This is a genomic window from Actinomadura mexicana, from assembly GCF_900188105.1.
In the GTDB taxonomy this organism is placed as follows: Bacteria; Actinomycetota; Actinomycetes; order Streptosporangiales; family Streptosporangiaceae; genus Spirillospora; species Spirillospora mexicana.
Window position 1 is genome coordinate 327,960 of the sequence record NZ_FZNP01000005.1, and the last position, 15,694, is coordinate 343,653.

Consider the following 15,694-nt stretch of genomic DNA (forward strand, 5'->3'; position numbering starts at 1 on the left):
GAGAGGGGTCACATTCGGAGACCTCCCGAGGGCCGCGCGGCCGCGCGGCCGGCCCGCCGCACCCCCGCCCGCACGGGGCGGACGCGATCCGGACGGCCCGGATCGAGTCCTGCGGATTCGACCGCTTTTTTCCAATCAGCTTGACCTGGGGCCCTACCCGTTTTACCGTCACTGTCCGTAACCATCCCCGGGGACAGACTCCTGAGGCCCCCTGGCTTCGCGAATCTGTCTCCACCCGGTGACAAGCCGGGGTCCGACGACGACGAAAGTGAGCCTGGGGGGCCGCAGAATGCCGTCTGAATATGCAAAGGCTCTCGGCGCGCGCCTGCGCGCCATCCGCACCCAGCAGGGCCTGTCCCTGCACGGCGTGGAGGAGAAGTCACGCGGCCGCTGGAAGGCCGTCGTCGTGGGTTCGTACGAGCGGGGCGACCGCGCCGTCACCGTTCAGAAGCTGGCCGAGCTCGCCGATTTCTACGGCGTGCCGGTTTCCGAGTTGCTGCCCGGCGGAGCCGCGCCGAGCCCGCTCGGGCCTACACCCAAGCTCGTGATCGATCTAGAGCGGTTGCAGCAGCTTCCGAAAGACAAGGCCGGTCCTCTCGCCCGCTACGCCGCGACGATCCAGAGCCAGCGGGGCGACTACAACGGAAAGGTCCTGTCCATCCGTCAGGAGGACCTGCGTTCACTCGCGGTCATCTATGACAAGTCCCCGACCGAGCTCACCGAGGAGCTGATCGGCTGGGGCGTCCTCGACCCGGAGGCGCGCCGCGCCGTCGAGTCGTTCTGATGTTCCACCGCACCACCTGAGTCACCGCACCACCTGAGTCACCGCACGACCTGAGTCACCGCACCACCTGAGTCACCGCACGACCGGGACGGGGTCCGGCACCGCGCCGGGCCCCGTTCCGCGTGGGGTCCGCCGCCCCGGGCGCGGGACGAGCAGGGCCAGCGGGAGGACGGCCGCCATGACGGCGGCGCTCACCGCGAACCCGGCGGAGAACCCGCCCTCGCCGGGGAGGGCGACGACGATGACCGCGCTGACCTGCGTCCCGAGGGACGCGCCGACGGTGCGGAGCAGCGTGTTGATGCCGGTGGCCACGCCGGTCTCCCCCGGCGGGACGGCGGCGACCACCAGGGTCGCCACGGCGGCGTAGGCGAAGCCCAGGCCGACGCCCCGCGCCAGGCCGCCGACGTAGAGGTGCCACATGGCGCCGTGCTCGACCGCCACGAACGCGTAGCCGAGGCCGGTCAGCACCGCGCCGCCGAGCAGCACCGCGCGGGAGCCGACGCGCCGGTCGAGCAGGCCCGCCGTCATGCCCGCGACGGTCATGCCGACGCTGGCGGGAAGCTGGAGCAGCGCCGCCTGCGTGGCCGTCCCGCCGAAGCCGTACCCGGTGTCCCCGGGGAGCTGGACGAGCAGGGGGAACAGCAGCCCGCCCGCCATCAGCGCGTAGCCGGACAGGAGCGAGGCGGCGTTCGCCGTCCATACCCCGCGGACCCGCATGAGGCGCAGGTCGATCAGGGGCTCGCAGACGCGGCCCTCCACCCACAGCCAGGCGCCGGCCGACGCGAGCGCGAGCGCCAGCAGCCCGAGGACGCCGGGGGACGTCCAGCCCCAGTCCATCCCCTCGGTGAGGGCGGTGAGCGCGGCCACGAGCCAGGCGGCGAAGAGGGCCGCCCCCCACCAGTCGACGCGCGCCGCGCGGGGCAACCCGTCCCGGCGTCCGGCCGGAACGATCCACCAGGCGAGGACGACGCCGGGCACCAGGCCGACGACCGGCACCCACAGCAGCCACCGCCAGCCGAGGAGGTCGATGATCGGACCGGCCAGGCACCACGACACGGCGCCGCCGAGGCCCAGCATGGACGACATGAGGCCGACGGCCGGGGCCCGCCGGGCGGGCGGGAGCACGTCCCGGATGATCATGTACGCCAGGGGGAAGACGCCGCCGCCGACGCCGCTGAGGACGCGCCCCGCGAGCATGACCGGCACCGTCGCGGCCAGCGCCGCGACGACCGTCCCGGCGGTGGCGACGGCGAGCACGGCGAGCAGCACGCGGCGCGCCCCGTACAGGTCGCCGAGCCGTCCGACCACCGGCGTGGCGACGGCCGCGGACAGCGTCATCGCCGTGAGCGCCCACGCCGCTCCCGCCGGGGTCGTGTGCAGGCCGTGCTGGATCTGCGGCAGGGCGGGCGTCACCACCGCCATCGAGAGCGAGTACGCCATCACGCCGAGGAAGGCCAGCAGCGGGACCAGCCCGCGCCCGCCCCGCCCCGCCACCGTGCCCTCCCGGAGTTCGCCCCCCTGACAATCTCATACCGGGACGAACCACCCGCTCCCCCCATGCGGGGGGACCCGAATCGGTCCCGGGCGGGAGGACCGGCCACACCCGCGGTCGGGTTCGTCCCCCTCCCCCCGTGGCCTGGGCGCCGCTCCTGGCCGCCCTTGCGGTCGCCTACCGGCGGCGCCGCCGGCCGCCCCGCACGCCCGCGCGCGTCACGAACCCATGATCGCCCCACTGGCCCGCAGGGCCTCGACGCGCTCGGCGGGCAGGGCCAGGACGTCCCGGAGCACCTCGTCCGTGTGCTCGCCGAGGGTGGGGGCCGGGACCGGGGGCGGGGAGGTCTCACCGAGCCGCACGGGAGAGCCCGGAGCCAGGTGCGGGCCCACGCCCGGCTGGTCGAGCGGCGCCATGAGGGGCTCGTCCCGCAGCCCGGCGGCCACCTCCGCGAAGTCGCGGTAGCGGGACCACAGGACGGACGTCCGCTCCAGGCCGTCCGCGACCTGCTCGCAGGTGCGGCAGGCGAACCAGGACGCGAGCACGCCGCCGAGCGCCTCGCGGTGGGCGTAGCGGTCGCCGGCGCGGCGGAGGTCGGCGCCCAGGGCGCGTTCGAGGGCCTCGACCACCTCGCCGAGGCCGGTCGCCTCCACCAGGTCGTGCCAGTGCCGGGCGGTGAGGACCGCGACCATCACCCGTCCGTCGGCCGTGGCGAAGTCGCGCCCGAAGTCGCCGAAGAGGTGGTTGCCCAGGCGCGCTCTGGGCTCGCCGAGCTGAGCCTCTGCGAGGTACCCGAGGTTCCCTGCGGTGGCCAGGGCGACGTCCTGCAACGCGACCTGGACCCGCCGGCCCTCTCCGGTGCGCGACCGGTGCCGTTCCGCCGCCAGCAGCCCGACGGCCATGTACAGGCCGCACGCCACGTCCCACGCGGGCAGCGCGTGGTTGACGGGCGCCGCCAGGCCCGCGGGTCCCGTGAGCGACGGGAAGCCCGCGGCGGCGTTCACCGTGTAGTCGACGGCGTTGCCGCCTGCCCGCGTCCCCTGGAGCCGGACGTGGATCAGGTCGGGCCGCGCGGCCTTCAGCTCCTCGTAGGACAGCCCTTTCCGCGGCGGCGCGTTGGTCAGGACGACACCGCCGTCCGCGACGAGCCCGGCGACCAGCTCGCGGCCTTCGGGCGAGCGCAGGTCGACGGCGACCGACCGCTTGCCCTTGTTCAGCCCGGCCCAGTACAGGCTGCGCCCGGACGGGGCGAGCGGCCACCGGTCGATGTCGGGCCCGCCGCCGATCTGGTCCACGCGGATGACGTCAGCGCCGAGCTGCGCCAGGGTCATCCCGCCCAGCGGCGCCGCGACGAAGCTGGACAGCTCGATGACGCGCATCCCGTCCAGCGGCAGTAGGTCGGTCATCCGGCCATGTCTACCAACCGCCCCTCGCCCGCGCGGGAAGCGGGGTGGGACCGCGCCGGAGGGGCCGGCTCGGGGGTCGCGGCCCCCGCCGGCGCGATCGGTCCGGCCGCCGGAGGGGGGACGCCGCTCCCCATGGCGGGACGGCGTCCCCGGCCTCCGGCGGGGGCCGGCCCGGGGAGGGGGGCGGCCTCCGGAGTGGCTCAGCCGGCTTCGGGGACGGGGAGCGTGGGCTGCCCGTCGACGCCGAGGGTGTCCTCGACGAGGGTGACGAAGACCTCGGCGTCGTGCAGGAGCTCCTCCGCATCGCGCGGGGTGACGGCGCGCGGCAGGCCCGCCTCGGCGGCGGCGCGCTTGTCGGCGCCGGCGGCGAAGAAGGCGGCCCACTCGCGCAGGGCGGGCTCGGCCTCGGGCAGCAGCACCCAGACGCTGCGCGGACGGCCGCGGCGGTGGGTCTCCAGAGGTTCCTTGGACGCCAGGACCGCGGCGGCCGCGCGCAGCGCCGCCAGGTGGGCGCACACGTAGCGGACGGCGGGCGAGGTGGCCTCGGCCGCCTCGGCGAGGCCCATGCGGGCGGCGTGCAACTGCCCGACGGCCGTGTGCGCCGGGCGCGGCGCGGGCATCGGGCGGTGGCGTGGGCGAGGACTGGGGGACGGGACGGACTGGGCTGCGGAGTGGACTCCGCGTGCGGTCATCGTTCCGGACATGTCTGCCTCCTTCCGGGGCTCGGGCCGGCCGGGCGGAGAGCTTCCCCTCACTCCGCCCGGCCGTCCGTCCCGCCGAAACACCGCGAACGGCGGGGACGTCGCCCTGGCGCGGGCCGCGAGTCCCGCACCACATCGAACATAAGTTCGACGCGCTTCACAGTAAACCGCCCTGACGGCGATTCGTCAACGTGTTCGAACGCGTGTCTTGTTTCGCAGGTCAGCGGGCTTGACAGCGGCCCGGACGCGGCTCCCGCGGGGGGCTAGCGAGGGCGCCTGACATGCACGGGGACGCCCGTGCCGACGAGGTCCGGAAAATACCCGGCGATGTGCATCGGCATGCGGACGCAGCCGTGCGAAGCGGGGTTCATGGGCACGTCCAGGGCGCCGTGGAAGGCGATGCCGCCGTTGAAGTAGACGGGGTTGTAGAGCTGCCCCAGCGGCGAGGTCTCCCAGCCGGAGGCGCGGCGTCCGGTCCGGAAGTCGCCCGTGCCGGTGGTGGCGTAGCGGCAGCGCGCGACGGTGGCGCCCCGGTCCTTGGCGCAGTAGTACTCCCCCGAGCCCGACGACACGTGCGTGATGAGCCGCGGCCTGCCGTCCTTGTAGAGGACGAGGTACTGGCGCTTCAGATCCACGTCGACGCGGTTCTTCTCGCGCTTCCTGGCCACCGGCCGCGGCTCTTCAGGAGCGTCCAGTGCCTTCCAGAACGAGGCGGAGAGGGTGCTCTTCTGCTTGAGACGGTTCACCGCCTGGAACGCCCACACGGCCGTCTGCGTGGACGGTCCGTACTTCCCGTCCGCCTTCCCGGGGTCGTAGTGCAGTGCCTTGAGGCGGCGCTGGAGCGCCTGGACGTCCGGCCCCTTGGCCCCCGGTTTCAGCTTGCGGTGGGTGGGGCTCGGTGTGGGCGTCGCCGGCGTCTTGGACGGCGTTCCCTTCGGCGACCCCTTCGACGGGGCGGGCCCCGCCGCGTCGATGTCGTTGCAGCCCGTCAGGACGACGGCCGCGACCAGCAGAACCGCGCTCTTCCGCACGTCGATCGCTCTCCCTCGCATGCGCTGACCTTAAAGTTCTACCCATGCATCCGAATGCCGAAATCGTCGCGAAGGCTCTGCTCGACCTGGGCGCGACAGGAGCGATCGTCGAGCTGCCCGACTCCGCGAGGACGGCGCAGGCCGCCGCCGACCAGCTGGGCTGCGAGGTCGGCGCGATCGCCAACAGCCTGGTGTTCGACGCCGACGGGTCGCCGCTGCTGGTGATGACCAGCGGTGCGCACCGCGTCGACACGGTGAAGGTCGCGGCGCTGGTGGGCGCGGCGAGGGTGCGGCGGGCGTCGCCGGAGTTCGTCCGGGAGGCGACCGGCCAGCCGATCGGGGGCGTCGCGCCGGTCGGCCATCCGGAGCCGATCCGCACGCTGGTGGACGTCTGGCTGGACCGGTACGACGAGGTGTGGGCGGCGGGCGGGCACCCGCACACCGTCTTCCCCACGTCGTACGGCGAACTTCTGAGGATCACCGGGGGGACCCCGGCGGAGGTGGAGTGATGGAACTCTGGCACAACCCGCGCTGCTCGAAGAGCCGCGCCGCCAAGGCCGCGCTGGACGAGGCGGGCGTGCGGTACACCGAGCGCCGCTACCTGGACGAGCCGCCCACGGCGCAGGAACTGGACGAGGTCCTCACCCGGATCGGCGCCGAGCCGTGGGACGTGGCGCGGCTGGAGGAGCCGGTCGCCAAGGAGCTCGGGCTCAGGGACCTCGAACACGACCGGGCCCGCTGGATCGAGGTCATGGCGGCGAACCCGGCGCTGATCCAGCGTCCGATCGTCGTGGCGGACGAGACCGCCGTCGTGGCGCGCGACGCCGAATCGGTGCGCAAGGCCCTCGACAGCCAGTGACACCGGTGTGATTCTGGGGAGTCGGGAAACGGCGCGGGGTGAGCACGGAGGGGTGATGGCGACGCAGATGCGGACGGGTCCGGCGGCGCGCGACCCGGAGTTCCGGGGGATCGACCCGCCCGCGCTCAACCAGGTCATCAGGCAGCTCCAGGACGCGCAGAACGCGATCCAGGGATGGCTGAACGGCCACCGCCCGCCGCCCGGCGTCTCCACGGCCGGGTACCGGCAGGCCGACGAGGTGGCGCGGTGGGCCGCCGAGCAGCTCGGGATGCTGACGCGCCGGTACAACTTCGCGGTCACCCATCCCTCCCCTGGCGGTGGCATCGACATGCCGGCGGCGCCCACCCCGGCTCCGGCGCCGCGGAAGACCGGCGGAGGCCCGGTGGGGACGCCGCGCCCGGTGCAGGCGCCGCCGCACCGGGCCTCGCCCGCGAAGGCGACGCCGCGGCCGACCCCGCACGGCGCCGGCGACATCGGCAGCTTTCCCGACCGGCCGGCCGCCGCCCGGGCCGCCAAGGCCGACGCGCTGGCCGTGGCGGCGTCCGTCCAGCACGGCCGGCCCGTCCCGGACTCGGTGTGGAGGCACCTGAAGGCCGACGCCGGCGACCCCGACTACACCGAGAAGCTGTACGAGCGTCTCGGCCCGGCGGCAGCCGCCGATCTGCTGAAGGCCGCCCAGGGGGACAAGGCGAGGCTGGCGGCCGTGCAGCACTCCCTCGGCACGTCCAGCCACCATCTGACGATGGACGTGAAGTGGCTGCGCGCCTTCCTGGTCGAGGCCGGCCATGCCGGGGTCCGTCCCGTCGCCGTGCAGGTGCTCCTGGGGGCCGACATGAGCGGCCGCACGCGCGAGGCCATCGCCAGGCTCGACCTGCATCCGTCCACCGCCACCGCCTGAGAGGTCGCCATGGCCGCTCCACCTCCTCCCGGCAGCCTGCCCCCGCCGATCACGGGCGCCGCGTCGGCCCGGCTGTCGCCGGCCGAGCAGCCGAATCCGGAGTACCAGCAGCTCTACCGGGCGTACGCGGACGCCTACGGCAGCATCGACCGGCTCCGCCAGGCACTGGACGGCCCCGTGAAGACGCTGGGCGGGACGGACGCGTGGCTCGGCCCCGAAGCGCGGGAGTGGGGCGGGCAGCTCGACACCAGCCGCGGAACGCTGCGGAAGGCCGCCGACCGGATCCTCTGGGACCTCTACGATCGGCTTTCCGTCACCCAGCGGACCATCGCGCGGGTCTAGTCTCTGTCGGGTGAGGGACCCGAAGCTCCGCGAGATCGACGAACGCGCCTTCCTACGCAGGCTGAGCCCCATGCTCGACGTGTACGCGGCCGCGATGGAGCCGCCGAACGAGCAGCTCCCGGGCCGGCACACCATCATGGAGCGGCATGCCTCGTATCCGGGGTTCCGCGCGTTCGTGGTCGAGCGGCGCGGCGCGCTGCCCGTCATGCCGGCGCCGGTCCAGGGGTTCGGCTACGGATTCCACGGGGCGCGCGGCCAGTGGTGGCACGACGTCGTCCACCAGGCGCTGTCCGACCGGCAGGGGCCCGAGCACGCCGACTCGTGGCTGGAGGACGCCTTCGAGGTCGCCGAACTGCACGTCCATCCCCAGGCGCAGGGCAGGGGCTTCGGCCGGACGCTGCTCAGCGCGCTGTGCGAGGGGCGGCCGGAGCGGACGGTCGTGCTGTCGACGCTCGACAGGAGACCGGACACCCCGGCGCGCCGCCTCTACCGTTCGGTCGGCATGGTCGACCTGCTGGCCGACTTCGAGTTCCCGGGCGGCGGGCCCCGCTACGCGGTGATGGGCGGGACGCTGCCCCTGGCGCCGTACCCGGCGCCGTCCAGCAGCGAGTAGACCTCGCGCGTCGCGGTCGACTGGTTGAACGTGATGAAGTGGATCCCCGGCGCGCCCTGCTCGAGCAGCTCGCAGCACAGCTCGGCGGCGTGCTCGATGCCGAGCCTGCGGACGGCCTCCGGATCGTCGGCGACGGCCTCGAACCGGGCCCTGACCTCGGGCGGGAACGGCGCGCCCGACAGCTGCTCGGACCGCTCGATCGTGCTGAGCCGGGTGACCGGCATGATGCCGGGCAGGATCGGCACGTCGCAGCCGGCGGCGTCGACGCGGTCGCGCAGCCGGAAGTAGTCCTCGGCGCGGAAGAACATCTGGGTGATCGCGTAGTCGGCGCCGGCCCGGCACTTGGCCACGAAGTGGCGGGTGTCGCTCTCGATGTCGCGCGAGCGCGGGTGCTTGTAGGGGAACGCGGCGACGCCGACGCTGAAGTCGCCGTAGGAGCGGATCATCCGGACCAGCTCGGCGGCGTACTCGACCCCGTCCGGGTGCTTGACCCACTCCCCCATCGGGTCGCCGGGCGGGTCGCCGCGCAGCGCCAGGACGTTGCGGACGCCGACGGCGGCGAACCGGCCGATCAGGTTGCGCAGCTCGGCCTGGGAGTGGTTCACGGCGGTGAAGTGCGCGACCGGCGTGAGGGTGGTGTCGGTGGCGATGCGCTCGACGATGTCGACGGTCGTGTCGCGGGTGCCGCCGCCCGCGCCGTAGGTGACCGACACGAACGTCGGGTGCAGGGACTCCAGCTCGCGGATCGTACGCCACAGGTTCCGCGCGCCCTTGTCGGTCTTGGGCGGGAAGAACTCGAACGAGAACGAGCGCTCGCCCGAAGCGAGCAGTTCTCGGACGGTGGGGGGCCTGTCGGGGCGTACGCGTCGCATTCCCCAAGCCTACAGAAGCGCCGCCCGAGCGGACCGGAGCCGCGGGAGACGCGCGGGAGCCGAGGGCACCGCCCGGGGCCGCCGATCCGCGTGATGCTCGCCACACCCGACGTGTGTTATGCCCGTATTTCTGAAGATCTAGTGACATCTCCCGCTTGTGCCGGAGGGTGGAAAGCACCCAGGTGGATACGATCTCGGCATGTCGACCACCCGGATCCGCAAGGAGGTCGACGAGGCGCTGCTGGCCTTCGTCGACCGCCGGCGCCCCGCGCTGCGCGCCATCAGCGAGGATCTCGCACCGCTGCTGTCGGCCCTGGACGCCCTGCTCGGCGGCGGGAAGCGGCTGCGTCCCGCCTTCTGCTACTGGGGGTGGCGCGCGGCGGGCGGCGAGGACGGGCCCGGCATCGTGGCCGCCGCCGCGTCCCTGGAGCTGCTCCAGGCGAGCGCGCTGATCCACGACGACGTGATGGACTCCAGCGACACCCGGCGCGGCCAGCCGTCCGCCCACCGGCGGTTCGAGGCGCTGCACCGCGCGCAGGCGTGGCCGGGCGACGCCGAGTCCTTCGGCGGGGGCGCCGCCATCCTGCTCGGCGACCTGTGCCTCGCCTGGTCGGGCGAGATGTTCGAGACCTCCGGGCTGGACGGCGCGAGCAGGCTGCGCGGCCGGGCGGTCTACGACCTGATGCGCACCGAGGTCATGTGCGGCCAGTACCTCGACATGCTGGAGGGGACGCGCCGCCAGGCGAACGTCGCGACGGCGCTGCGCGTGGTGGAGTACAAGAGCGCCAAGTACACGATCGAGCGCCCGCTGCACCTCGGCGCGGCCCTGGCCGGCGCCCGCCCCGACGTGGCGCCCGCGCTCACCGGCTACGGCCTGCCGCTCGGCATCGCCTTCCAGCTCCGCGACGACGTGCTGGGCGTGTTCGGCGACCCGGCCGAGACCGGCAAGCCCGCCGGCGACGACCTGCGCGAGGGCAAGCGGACCGTCCTGGTCGCGCTCACTTTGGAACGTGCCTCCGCCGCCCAGGCCGCGGCACTGGAGCGCCGCCTCGGCGACCCGGCGCTGGACCGCCCCGGCGTGGACGAGCTGCGCGCCCTCATCGAGGAGACCGGGGGCCTCGCCGCGTGCGAGGCCATGATCGAGCGCTACCTGCGCGAGGCGGAGAAGGCCCTGGAGACGGCCCCCATCACCGCCGGCGCCCGGGAGGCGCTGGCGGAGCTCGCGGTGGCGGCCACCACGCGCAGCACGTGAGCCCCCCGTCGCACGCGCCTCCCGTGACACGATTCGGCCAAGTTTCCCCGGCGCACTAGAACTTTCCCACTGATTGGTGGCACAAATGTCGCCATGTGCGCCGACACCCCAGGAGACCGCGTCCCGCGCTTCGACCCGCTCCCCGAGGAGGAGTGGGACGACGTGGTCAGGGCCGTGACCCAGACGATCGGGCCCCTCAACGTCATCACCACGCTCGCCCGGCACCCGGAGCTCTTCCGGTCGTGGATCGGGTTCGGCTCCATGCTGCTGATGAACGGGACGCTGGGCGCCCGCGACCGCGAGCTGGCGATCCTGCGCACGGCGCACCACCGGTCCTGCGCGTACGAGTGGGACCACCACCGGCGGGTCGCGCTGGACGCGGGGCTCACCGAGGACGAGATCGCCGCGCTCCGCGAGGATCCGGACGCGCACGGCTGGAGCGACGACGACCGCATGGTGCTCGCCGCCGCGGACGAGCTGCACGAGCGCGGCACGATCAGCGACGCGACGTGGACGGAGCTGGCCACGCGCTTCGGGGAGCACCAGCTGATCGAGCTGGTGATGCTGATCGGCCACTACCACATGGTCGCCTTCGCGCTGAACGCCCTGCGGGTCCAGAACGAGGACGACGGCCCGCACGGCGATCACGTCCCGCGCGAGGAGGGGACGGGCCGATGAGGCCGGGACGCGGGCTGCCGGCGGCGCTCGCGGTCGCCTCCGCGCTGGCGCTGACGGCGGGACTGACCGCGGCGTCCGCGCCCGGCGAGGCGCTGGCGGCGGCCGGGCGCTGCGGCGACCCGGCCCGGCGGCCGTGGTGCGACGCCGCACTGGCGCCCGACCGGCGGGCGGCTCTGCTGCTGCCGCGGATGACCGGCGACGAGAAGATCTCCATGCTCGCGTCGGACGATCCGTTCGGCGGGCCGCTCGGCGGTTTCTTCGAGAACGCGCACGCCGACACCGCCGACGGGATCGACCGGCTCGGCATCCCGCCGGTCCGCATGGCCGACGGCCCCGCCGGCGTCCGGCAGGGCAGGGCGACGGCGCTGCCCGCGCCGATCGCGCTCGCGGCGGCCTTCGACCCGGAGGCGGCCCGGCTGTACGGCGGGACGGTCGCGTGGGAGGCCAGGCACCGGGGCAACGACCTGGTCTTCGGCCCGACCGTGGACGTCCTGCGCACGCCCCGCAACGGCCGGACGTTCGAGGGGTTCGGCGAGGACCCCTACCTGTCGGCGACCCTCGGCGTGCCGTGGATCCGGGGCGCGCAGGCGCAGGGCGTGATGACCTCGGTCAAGCACATGGCCGTCTACGCGCAGGAGACCGACCGGCTGTCGCTCGGCATGAACGTCGACCCGCGCACGCTCCGCGAGATCTACCTGCCGCCGTTCGAGGCCGCGGTGAAGGACGCGGGCGCCGCGACGGTGATGTGCGGGTTCGGCAGGCTGAACGGCCGGTGGGCCTGCCAGGACGGCGCCGTCCTCAACGGGATCCTGCGGTCGGAGTGGGGGTTCACGGGGTTCGTCCCGTCCGACCACACCGCCGTGCAGGACGCCGCCGGCGCCGCCGGCGGCGGGCTGGACATGGAACTGCCCTTCGGCATGAAGTACAACGCGCTCCTCCTGAAGCTGGCCGTCGCGCAGAACAAGGTCACGCAGGCCGACATCGACGCGCACGTCCGCAACATCCTGCGGACGATGTTCAGGTTCGGGGTGTTCGACCGGCAGGCGTACCCCAACGACCTCAGCCGCGCCGACCGGACGGCGAGCCGGAACGCCGCCCGGGTCGTCGAGGAGGGCGGGATCACGCTGCTGAAGAACGACGGCGTCCTCCCGCTCCGGGCCCCGAGGTCGATCGCGCTGATCGGGCGGGCCGCGCGGCAGAGCCCGAGCGGCTTCGGCTCGGCGAAGGTCGTCCCGTTCGCGACCGTGAGCGCACAGGACGGCATCTCCCGCCGCGCGGGTTCCGGAACCGAGGTGACCTACCACGACGGCGACGACCGCGGGGGCGCCGCCGCCGCGGCCCGCGCCGCCGACCTCGCCGTCGTGTTCGCGACCGACAGCCAAGGCGAGTTCTTCGACAAGTCCTGCCTGACACTGCAATGCGGGGAGCCGCTCAGGGGCGACCAGGACGGGCTGATCTCCGAGGTCGCCAAGGCCAACCCCAACACGGTCGTCGTGCTGAACACGGGCGGGCCCGTCCTGACGCCCTGGGCCGGGCAGGTGCGGGGCATCGTCGAGGCCTGGTACCCGGGTCAGGAGGCAGGGGACGCCTTGGCCCGCGTCCTGTACGGGGACGTGGACCCCGGCGGGCGGCTTCCCGTGACGTTCCCCGTCAACGAGAACGACGCGCCCGCGTCCGGGAACCCGGCGCAGTACCCCGGTCTCGACAAGACCACCACGTTCTCCGAGGGCGTCATGGTCGGCTACCGGCATTACGACGCGAAGGGCATCGCGCCCCGGTTCCCGTTCGGACACGGCCTGTCCTACACGACGTTCGCCTACGGCGGACTGGTCGCGACCTCCAAGTCCGTGCAGGTGACCGTCACCAACACCGGGCGCCGCGCCGGGGTCGCCGTGCCGCAGCTGTACGTCGGGATGCCGTCGCCGGGCGCGGAGGTCCCGCAACCGCCCAAGCAGCTCAAGGGGTACGCCAAGGTCGCCCTCGCGCCCGGGCGGAGCGCGAAGGTGACGTTCCCGCTGTCGTCGCGCTCGTTCGCCTACTGGAACGAGGAGGCGAAGGCGTGGAAGGTCGCCGCCGGCTGCTACAAGATCATGGTGGGCGAGTCGTCCCGGCGGATCGTCGGCACCGCGGCGCTCGGGACGTGCCGCTGACGGCGAAGATCGCGGTTCCCCTGCCCTGCGTCCCGATTACGCGGTACAAATGTGGAGATCTTCGTCCGCCCCCGCCGAGTCGGAGTCCCCAGTGCCGCACGACACCTCCCGCGGGAGGACGGATCCCCATCCCCCGCGTTCCCCTTCCGCCCGCCCCGGCCGCGCCGCCCGCGCCGGCCAGCCCCACGGCGCGCACACCGGCCGCCCGGCCAAGGCGCACCCGGGGCCGGGCCGAATCCAGGCCCGGCCCGCGCACGGCCGCGACCACCGGTCCGGCACCCCGCTCGGCCCCGACGACCCGCGCGGCCTCGGCGGCTACACGCTGCTCGGGCGCCTCGGCGAGGGCGGCCAGGGCATCGTCTACCTCGGCCGGGACGGCGACGGCGGGCTCGTCACCGTCAAGCTGCTGCGCGGCGGCGTGGCCGCCGGGCAGCGGGCGCGCAGCCGCTTCGCCAAGGAGGCCGACGCGGCCCTGCGGGTCTCCGGGCGGCACACCGCGCGCGTCCTGGACGCCGACATGACCGGCGACCGCCCCTACATCGTCAGCGAGTTCGTCGAGGGGCCCTCGCTCCAGCACGTCGTCGCCGACCGCGGCCCGCTCACCCCGCCGCGGCTCCGCAAGCTCGCGCTGCGGACCGCCGCCGCGCTGGCGGCCATCCACCGCGCCGGCATCGTGCACCGCGACTTCAAGCCCGGCAACGTGCTGCTCGGCCCGGACGGCGCCAAGGTCATCGACTTCGGCATCGCCCGCACCGCCGACGCGACCCCGCTGACCACCGGCCCGGTCGGGACGCCCGCCTACATGGCGCCCGAGCAGATCGAGGACGAGCCGGTCGGGCCGCCCGCCGACGTGTTCGCGTGGGGCGCCGCGATGGTGTTCGCCGCGACGGGGCGCCCGCCGTTCGGCACCGGGCCGAGCGCGGCCGTCATGCGGCGCGTGACGTCCCGCAAGCCCGAACTCGGCGACATGCAGGGCCCGCTGCGCGAACTCGCGGCCCGCTGCCTGGACAAGAACCCCGCCGCACGCCCGACCGCGTCGCAGATCGTCCGGGCGCTGCGCGAGGGCCAGGCACCGGCGCCGAAGCCGCGCCCGACGCGGATCCCGCGCTACCGGTGGCGGATGATGGTCGCGCTCGGCGCCGTCGTGGCGGCCGGGTTCCTCCTCGGCGTCCTGACCTGATCCGGACGGCCGCTCACCAGTGCGGGGGGCGGTCCTCCAGCAGGCGCGCGTCGTCGTCGCCGGTGCGCCACTCGCCCCACCCGGCGTCGGTGTCGTCGGACGTCTGGTCCGGCAGGACGTCGAGGTCGTCGTCCAGGTCGACCGTGCGGTCGTCGTCGGGTCCCACGCTCATGATCCCCATTGTCCGCGATGGGGCCGCGGCCCGCACCGTGATCCGCGTCAAACCGGGCCGATCAGACCGTGCCGGGCGGCCGGGCGGCCAGCCGGCGTGCGAACTGCGCCGCGGCGGCGCCCGGGTCGTCGGCCTCGGTGATCGCCCGGACCACCACGACGCGCTCCGCGCCCGCGGCGAGGACCTCGTCCACGGTGCCGAGGTCGATGCCGCCGATCGCGAACCAGGGACGCGCGACGCGCTGCGCCGCGACGTACTCCAGCAGCTTCGGGCCGGGGGCGGGGCGGCCGGGCTTGGTCGGCGTGGGCCACACCGGGCCCGCGCAGAAGTAGTCGGCACCGGGCTCGGCGGCCGCCGCCGACGCCTGCTCGCCGGAGTGCGTCGACCGGCCGATCAGCATGTCGCCGCCGACGATCTCGCGGGCGGCGGGCACCGGCAGGTCGTCCTGGCCGAGGTGCAGCACGTCGGCGCCCACCGCGTGCGCGACGTCGGCCCGGTCGTTGACGGCCAGCAGCGCCCCGTGCCGCTCGCACGCCGCCCGGAACACCTCCAGGTAGGCCGTCTCCTGCCGTGCCTCCAGCCCCTTCTGGCGGAGCTGGACGATGTCGACGCCGCCCGCGAGCACGGCGTCGAGGAAGGCTGGCAGGTCCCCCTGGCGCTCCCGGGCGTCCGTGCAGAGGTAGAGGCGGGCGCGGCTCAGCCGGGCGCGCAGCGCGACGGCGCGCTCGGTGGGGAGGTGCCTGGACACGGCCGGGGAACGTCCTTTCCACAGATGACCACGGGGTCGCGCGCGCGGTGACCCGCCGCGCGCGACCCCGCGATCGTGTCACGTGCGTCGTGCGCCGCCGGCGGCGGCCTAGAAGGCGAGCGCCTGGGCGCGGCGGCGGACCTCGGTGCCCCGGTTCTCGGTGAGCGCGTCCACCGGCGTTCCCGGCAGGGTGTCGTCGGCCGTGAACAGCCACCGGATCGTCTCGGAGTCGTCGAACCCGGCGTCCGACAGGAGGGTGAGCGTGCCGGGAAGACCCTTGATGACCTGGCCGTCCTTGATGAAGGCCGCGGGCACCATCGGCTCCCCGCCGCGGCGCACCGCGAGGATGCGGTGCTCGTGGATGAGCTGCTTGATCCGGTTGGGCTTGATCCCGAGTCTGTCGGCGGCCTCCCGGAGGGTGAGCCACTCGCCGGCCAGGGCGTCGGTGCGGGGGTCCAGTGCGCTGTCAACGGTTGCGTGCATCTGCGTCACGCCCCCTTGCTACCACGCCTTCGG

18 protein-coding genes are annotated in these 15,694 nt (G+C 74.3%); 10 read left to right on the forward strand and 8 right to left on the reverse strand.

The features are described from left to right. The first annotated feature begins 289 nt into the window (after positions 1 to 289). Positions 290 to 784, forward strand: a complete 495-nt coding sequence (gene bldD, locus CHC11_RS15425; RefSeq protein WP_021597992.1) for a transcriptional regulator BldD — start codon at positions 290 to 292, stop codon at positions 782 to 784. A 72-nt stretch (positions 785 to 856) separates the two neighbouring features. On the opposite strand, the gene CHC11_RS15430 is transcribed toward bldD, so the two are convergent. The 4 genes from CHC11_RS15430 to CHC11_RS15445 all read right to left on the reverse strand — a co-directional run bounded on the left by CHC11_RS15430 (position 857) and on the right by CHC11_RS15445 (position 5,435). Beyond that, a complete protein-coding gene (locus CHC11_RS15430; protein WP_245919244.1) occupies positions 857 to 2,278 on the reverse strand; it encodes an MFS transporter in 1,422 nt (473 codons plus the stop codon). A gap of 216 nt (positions 2,279 to 2,494) precedes the next feature. After that, positions 2,495 to 3,682 carry a CoA transferase gene (locus tag CHC11_RS15435; RefSeq protein WP_089312400.1) on the reverse strand — a complete coding sequence of 396 codons (1,188 nt, stop codon included), beginning with the start codon at positions 3,680 to 3,682 and terminating at the stop codon, positions 2,495 to 2,497. Between the two features lie 200 nt (positions 3,683 to 3,882). After that, positions 3,883 to 4,386, reverse strand: coding sequence for an SAV_6107 family HEPN domain-containing protein (locus tag CHC11_RS15440; protein WP_089312401.1), 504 nt, complete (start codon positions 4,384 to 4,386; stop codon positions 3,883 to 3,885). Positions 4,387 to 4,646: 260 nt separating this feature from the next. Then, complete coding sequence (locus CHC11_RS15445) at positions 4,647 to 5,435, reverse strand: L,D-transpeptidase family protein (protein ID WP_089312402.1); 789 nt, start codon at positions 5,433 to 5,435, stop codon at positions 4,647 to 4,649. Between the two features lie 23 nt (positions 5,436 to 5,458). Between CHC11_RS15445 and CHC11_RS15450 the strand changes: the two genes are divergently transcribed. From CHC11_RS15450 to CHC11_RS15470, 5 genes are read left to right on the forward strand one after another with little or no spacing between them, the layout of a single operon-like run. Then, positions 5,459 to 5,923 carry a YbaK/EbsC family protein gene (locus tag CHC11_RS15450; RefSeq protein ID WP_089312403.1) on the forward strand — a complete coding sequence of 155 codons (465 nt, stop codon included), beginning with the start codon at positions 5,459 to 5,461 and terminating at the stop codon, positions 5,921 to 5,923. Continuing rightward, on the forward strand, positions 5,923 to 6,273 hold the full coding sequence (locus CHC11_RS15455; RefSeq protein WP_089312404.1) for an arsenate reductase family protein: 351 nt from the start codon (positions 5,923 to 5,925) through the stop codon (positions 6,271 to 6,273). Before CHC11_RS15450 ends, CHC11_RS15455 begins: the two co-directional genes overlap by 1 nt. A gap of 55 nt (positions 6,274 to 6,328) precedes the next feature. Beyond that, positions 6,329 to 7,171 (forward strand): hypothetical protein, encoded by an 843-nt coding sequence (locus tag CHC11_RS15460; RefSeq protein ID WP_089312405.1) that lies wholly within the window; start codon positions 6,329 to 6,331, stop codon positions 7,169 to 7,171. A 9-nt stretch (positions 7,172 to 7,180) separates the two neighbouring features. Further along, a complete protein-coding gene (locus tag CHC11_RS15465) occupies positions 7,181 to 7,513 on the forward strand; it encodes a hypothetical protein (RefSeq protein WP_089312406.1) in 333 nt (110 codons plus the stop codon). A 10-nt stretch (positions 7,514 to 7,523) separates the two neighbouring features. Continuing rightward, positions 7,524 to 8,126: a GNAT family N-acetyltransferase gene (locus CHC11_RS15470; RefSeq protein WP_089312407.1), complete on the forward strand. Its 603-nt coding sequence runs from the start codon at positions 7,524 to 7,526 to the stop codon at positions 8,124 to 8,126. On the opposite strand, the gene metF is transcribed toward CHC11_RS15470, so the two are convergent. Then, positions 8,063 to 8,998 (reverse strand): methylenetetrahydrofolate reductase [NAD(P)H], encoded by a 936-nt coding sequence (gene metF / locus CHC11_RS15475; RefSeq protein WP_089312408.1) that lies wholly within the window; start codon positions 8,996 to 8,998, stop codon positions 8,063 to 8,065. The two genes, CHC11_RS15470 and metF, sit on opposite strands and share 64 nt — an antisense overlap. Before the next feature lie 199 nt (positions 8,999 to 9,197). Here metF and CHC11_RS15480 point away from each other — a divergent pair, with 199 nt between their 5' ends. The 4 genes from CHC11_RS15480 (at position 9,198) to CHC11_RS15495 (ending at position 14,258) form a co-directional block, all read left to right on the forward strand. Next, entirely contained in the window at positions 9,198 to 10,250 is a 1,053-nt protein-coding gene (locus CHC11_RS15480; RefSeq protein WP_089312409.1) for a polyprenyl synthetase family protein, read from the forward strand. Positions 10,251 to 10,343: 93 nt separating this feature from the next. Beyond that, positions 10,344 to 10,928 (forward strand): carboxymuconolactone decarboxylase family protein, encoded by a 585-nt coding sequence (locus CHC11_RS15485; RefSeq protein ID WP_089312410.1) that lies wholly within the window; start codon positions 10,344 to 10,346, stop codon positions 10,926 to 10,928. Then, positions 10,925 to 13,078, forward strand: a complete 2,154-nt coding sequence (locus CHC11_RS15490) for a beta-glucosidase family protein (protein WP_089312411.1) — start codon at positions 10,925 to 10,927, stop codon at positions 13,076 to 13,078. The genes CHC11_RS15485 and CHC11_RS15490 overlap by 4 nt, the downstream gene beginning before the upstream one ends. A 91-nt stretch (positions 13,079 to 13,169) precedes the next feature. Continuing rightward, complete coding sequence (locus tag CHC11_RS15495) at positions 13,170 to 14,258, forward strand: serine/threonine-protein kinase (protein ID WP_245919245.1); 1,089 nt, start codon at positions 13,170 to 13,172, stop codon at positions 14,256 to 14,258. 13 nt (positions 14,259 to 14,271) lie between these two features. Here the strand turns inward: CHC11_RS15495 and CHC11_RS41325 are convergent, their stop codons facing one another. From CHC11_RS41325 to CHC11_RS15505, 3 genes are all read right to left on the reverse strand, one after another. Then, positions 14,272 to 14,430, reverse strand: a complete 159-nt coding sequence (locus CHC11_RS41325; RefSeq protein WP_179278861.1) for a hypothetical protein — start codon at positions 14,428 to 14,430, stop codon at positions 14,272 to 14,274. Between the two features lie 61 nt (positions 14,431 to 14,491). Beyond that, positions 14,492 to 15,178: a thiamine phosphate synthase gene (gene thiE, locus CHC11_RS15500; RefSeq protein WP_089312413.1), complete on the reverse strand. Its 687-nt coding sequence runs from the start codon at positions 15,176 to 15,178 to the stop codon at positions 14,492 to 14,494. Positions 15,179 to 15,286: 108 nt separating this feature from the next. After that, positions 15,287 to 15,661: an Rv2175c family DNA-binding protein gene (locus tag CHC11_RS15505; protein ID WP_089312604.1), complete on the reverse strand. Its 375-nt coding sequence runs from the start codon at positions 15,659 to 15,661 to the stop codon at positions 15,287 to 15,289. Positions 15,662 to 15,694: the final 33 nt, after the last annotated feature.

Excerpts from the sequence above, each read along its gene's own strand:
- CHC11_RS15465 (WP_089312406.1), top strand. The coding sequence starts at position 7,181 with ATGGCCGCTCCACCTCCTCCCGGCAGCCTGCCCCCGCCGATCACGGGC.
- metF (WP_089312408.1), bottom strand. The coding sequence starts at position 8,998 with ATGCGACGCGTACGCCCCGACAGGCCCCCCACCGTCCGAGAACTGCTC.
- CHC11_RS15505 (WP_089312604.1), bottom strand. The coding sequence starts at position 15,661 with ATGCACGCAACCGTTGACAGCGCACTGGACCCCCGCACCGACGCCCTG.
- bldD (WP_021597992.1), top strand. The coding sequence starts at position 290 with ATGCCGTCTGAATATGCAAAGGCTCTCGGCGCGCGCCTGCGCGCCATC.
- CHC11_RS15435 (WP_089312400.1), bottom strand. The coding sequence starts at position 3,682 with ATGACCGACCTACTGCCGCTGGACGGGATGCGCGTCATCGAGCTGTCC.
- CHC11_RS15480 (WP_089312409.1), top strand. The coding sequence starts at position 9,198 with ATGTCGACCACCCGGATCCGCAAGGAGGTCGACGAGGCGCTGCTGGCC.
- CHC11_RS15460 (WP_089312405.1), top strand. The coding sequence starts at position 6,329 with ATGGCGACGCAGATGCGGACGGGTCCGGCGGCGCGCGACCCGGAGTTC.
- CHC11_RS15455 (WP_089312404.1), top strand. The coding sequence starts at position 5,923 with ATGGAACTCTGGCACAACCCGCGCTGCTCGAAGAGCCGCGCCGCCAAG.
- CHC11_RS15490 (WP_089312411.1), top strand. The coding sequence starts at position 10,925 with ATGAGGCCGGGACGCGGGCTGCCGGCGGCGCTCGCGGTCGCCTCCGCG.
- CHC11_RS15440 (WP_089312401.1), bottom strand. The coding sequence starts at position 4,386 with ATGTCCGGAACGATGACCGCACGCGGAGTCCACTCCGCAGCCCAGTCC.
- CHC11_RS15485 (WP_089312410.1), top strand. The coding sequence starts at position 10,344 with ATGTGCGCCGACACCCCAGGAGACCGCGTCCCGCGCTTCGACCCGCTC.
- CHC11_RS41325 (WP_179278861.1), bottom strand. The coding sequence starts at position 14,430 with ATGAGCGTGGGACCCGACGACGACCGCACGGTCGACCTGGACGACGAC.
- CHC11_RS15445 (WP_089312402.1), bottom strand. The coding sequence starts at position 5,435 with ATGCGAGGGAGAGCGATCGACGTGCGGAAGAGCGCGGTTCTGCTGGTC.
- CHC11_RS15450 (WP_089312403.1), top strand. The coding sequence starts at position 5,459 with ATGCATCCGAATGCCGAAATCGTCGCGAAGGCTCTGCTCGACCTGGGC.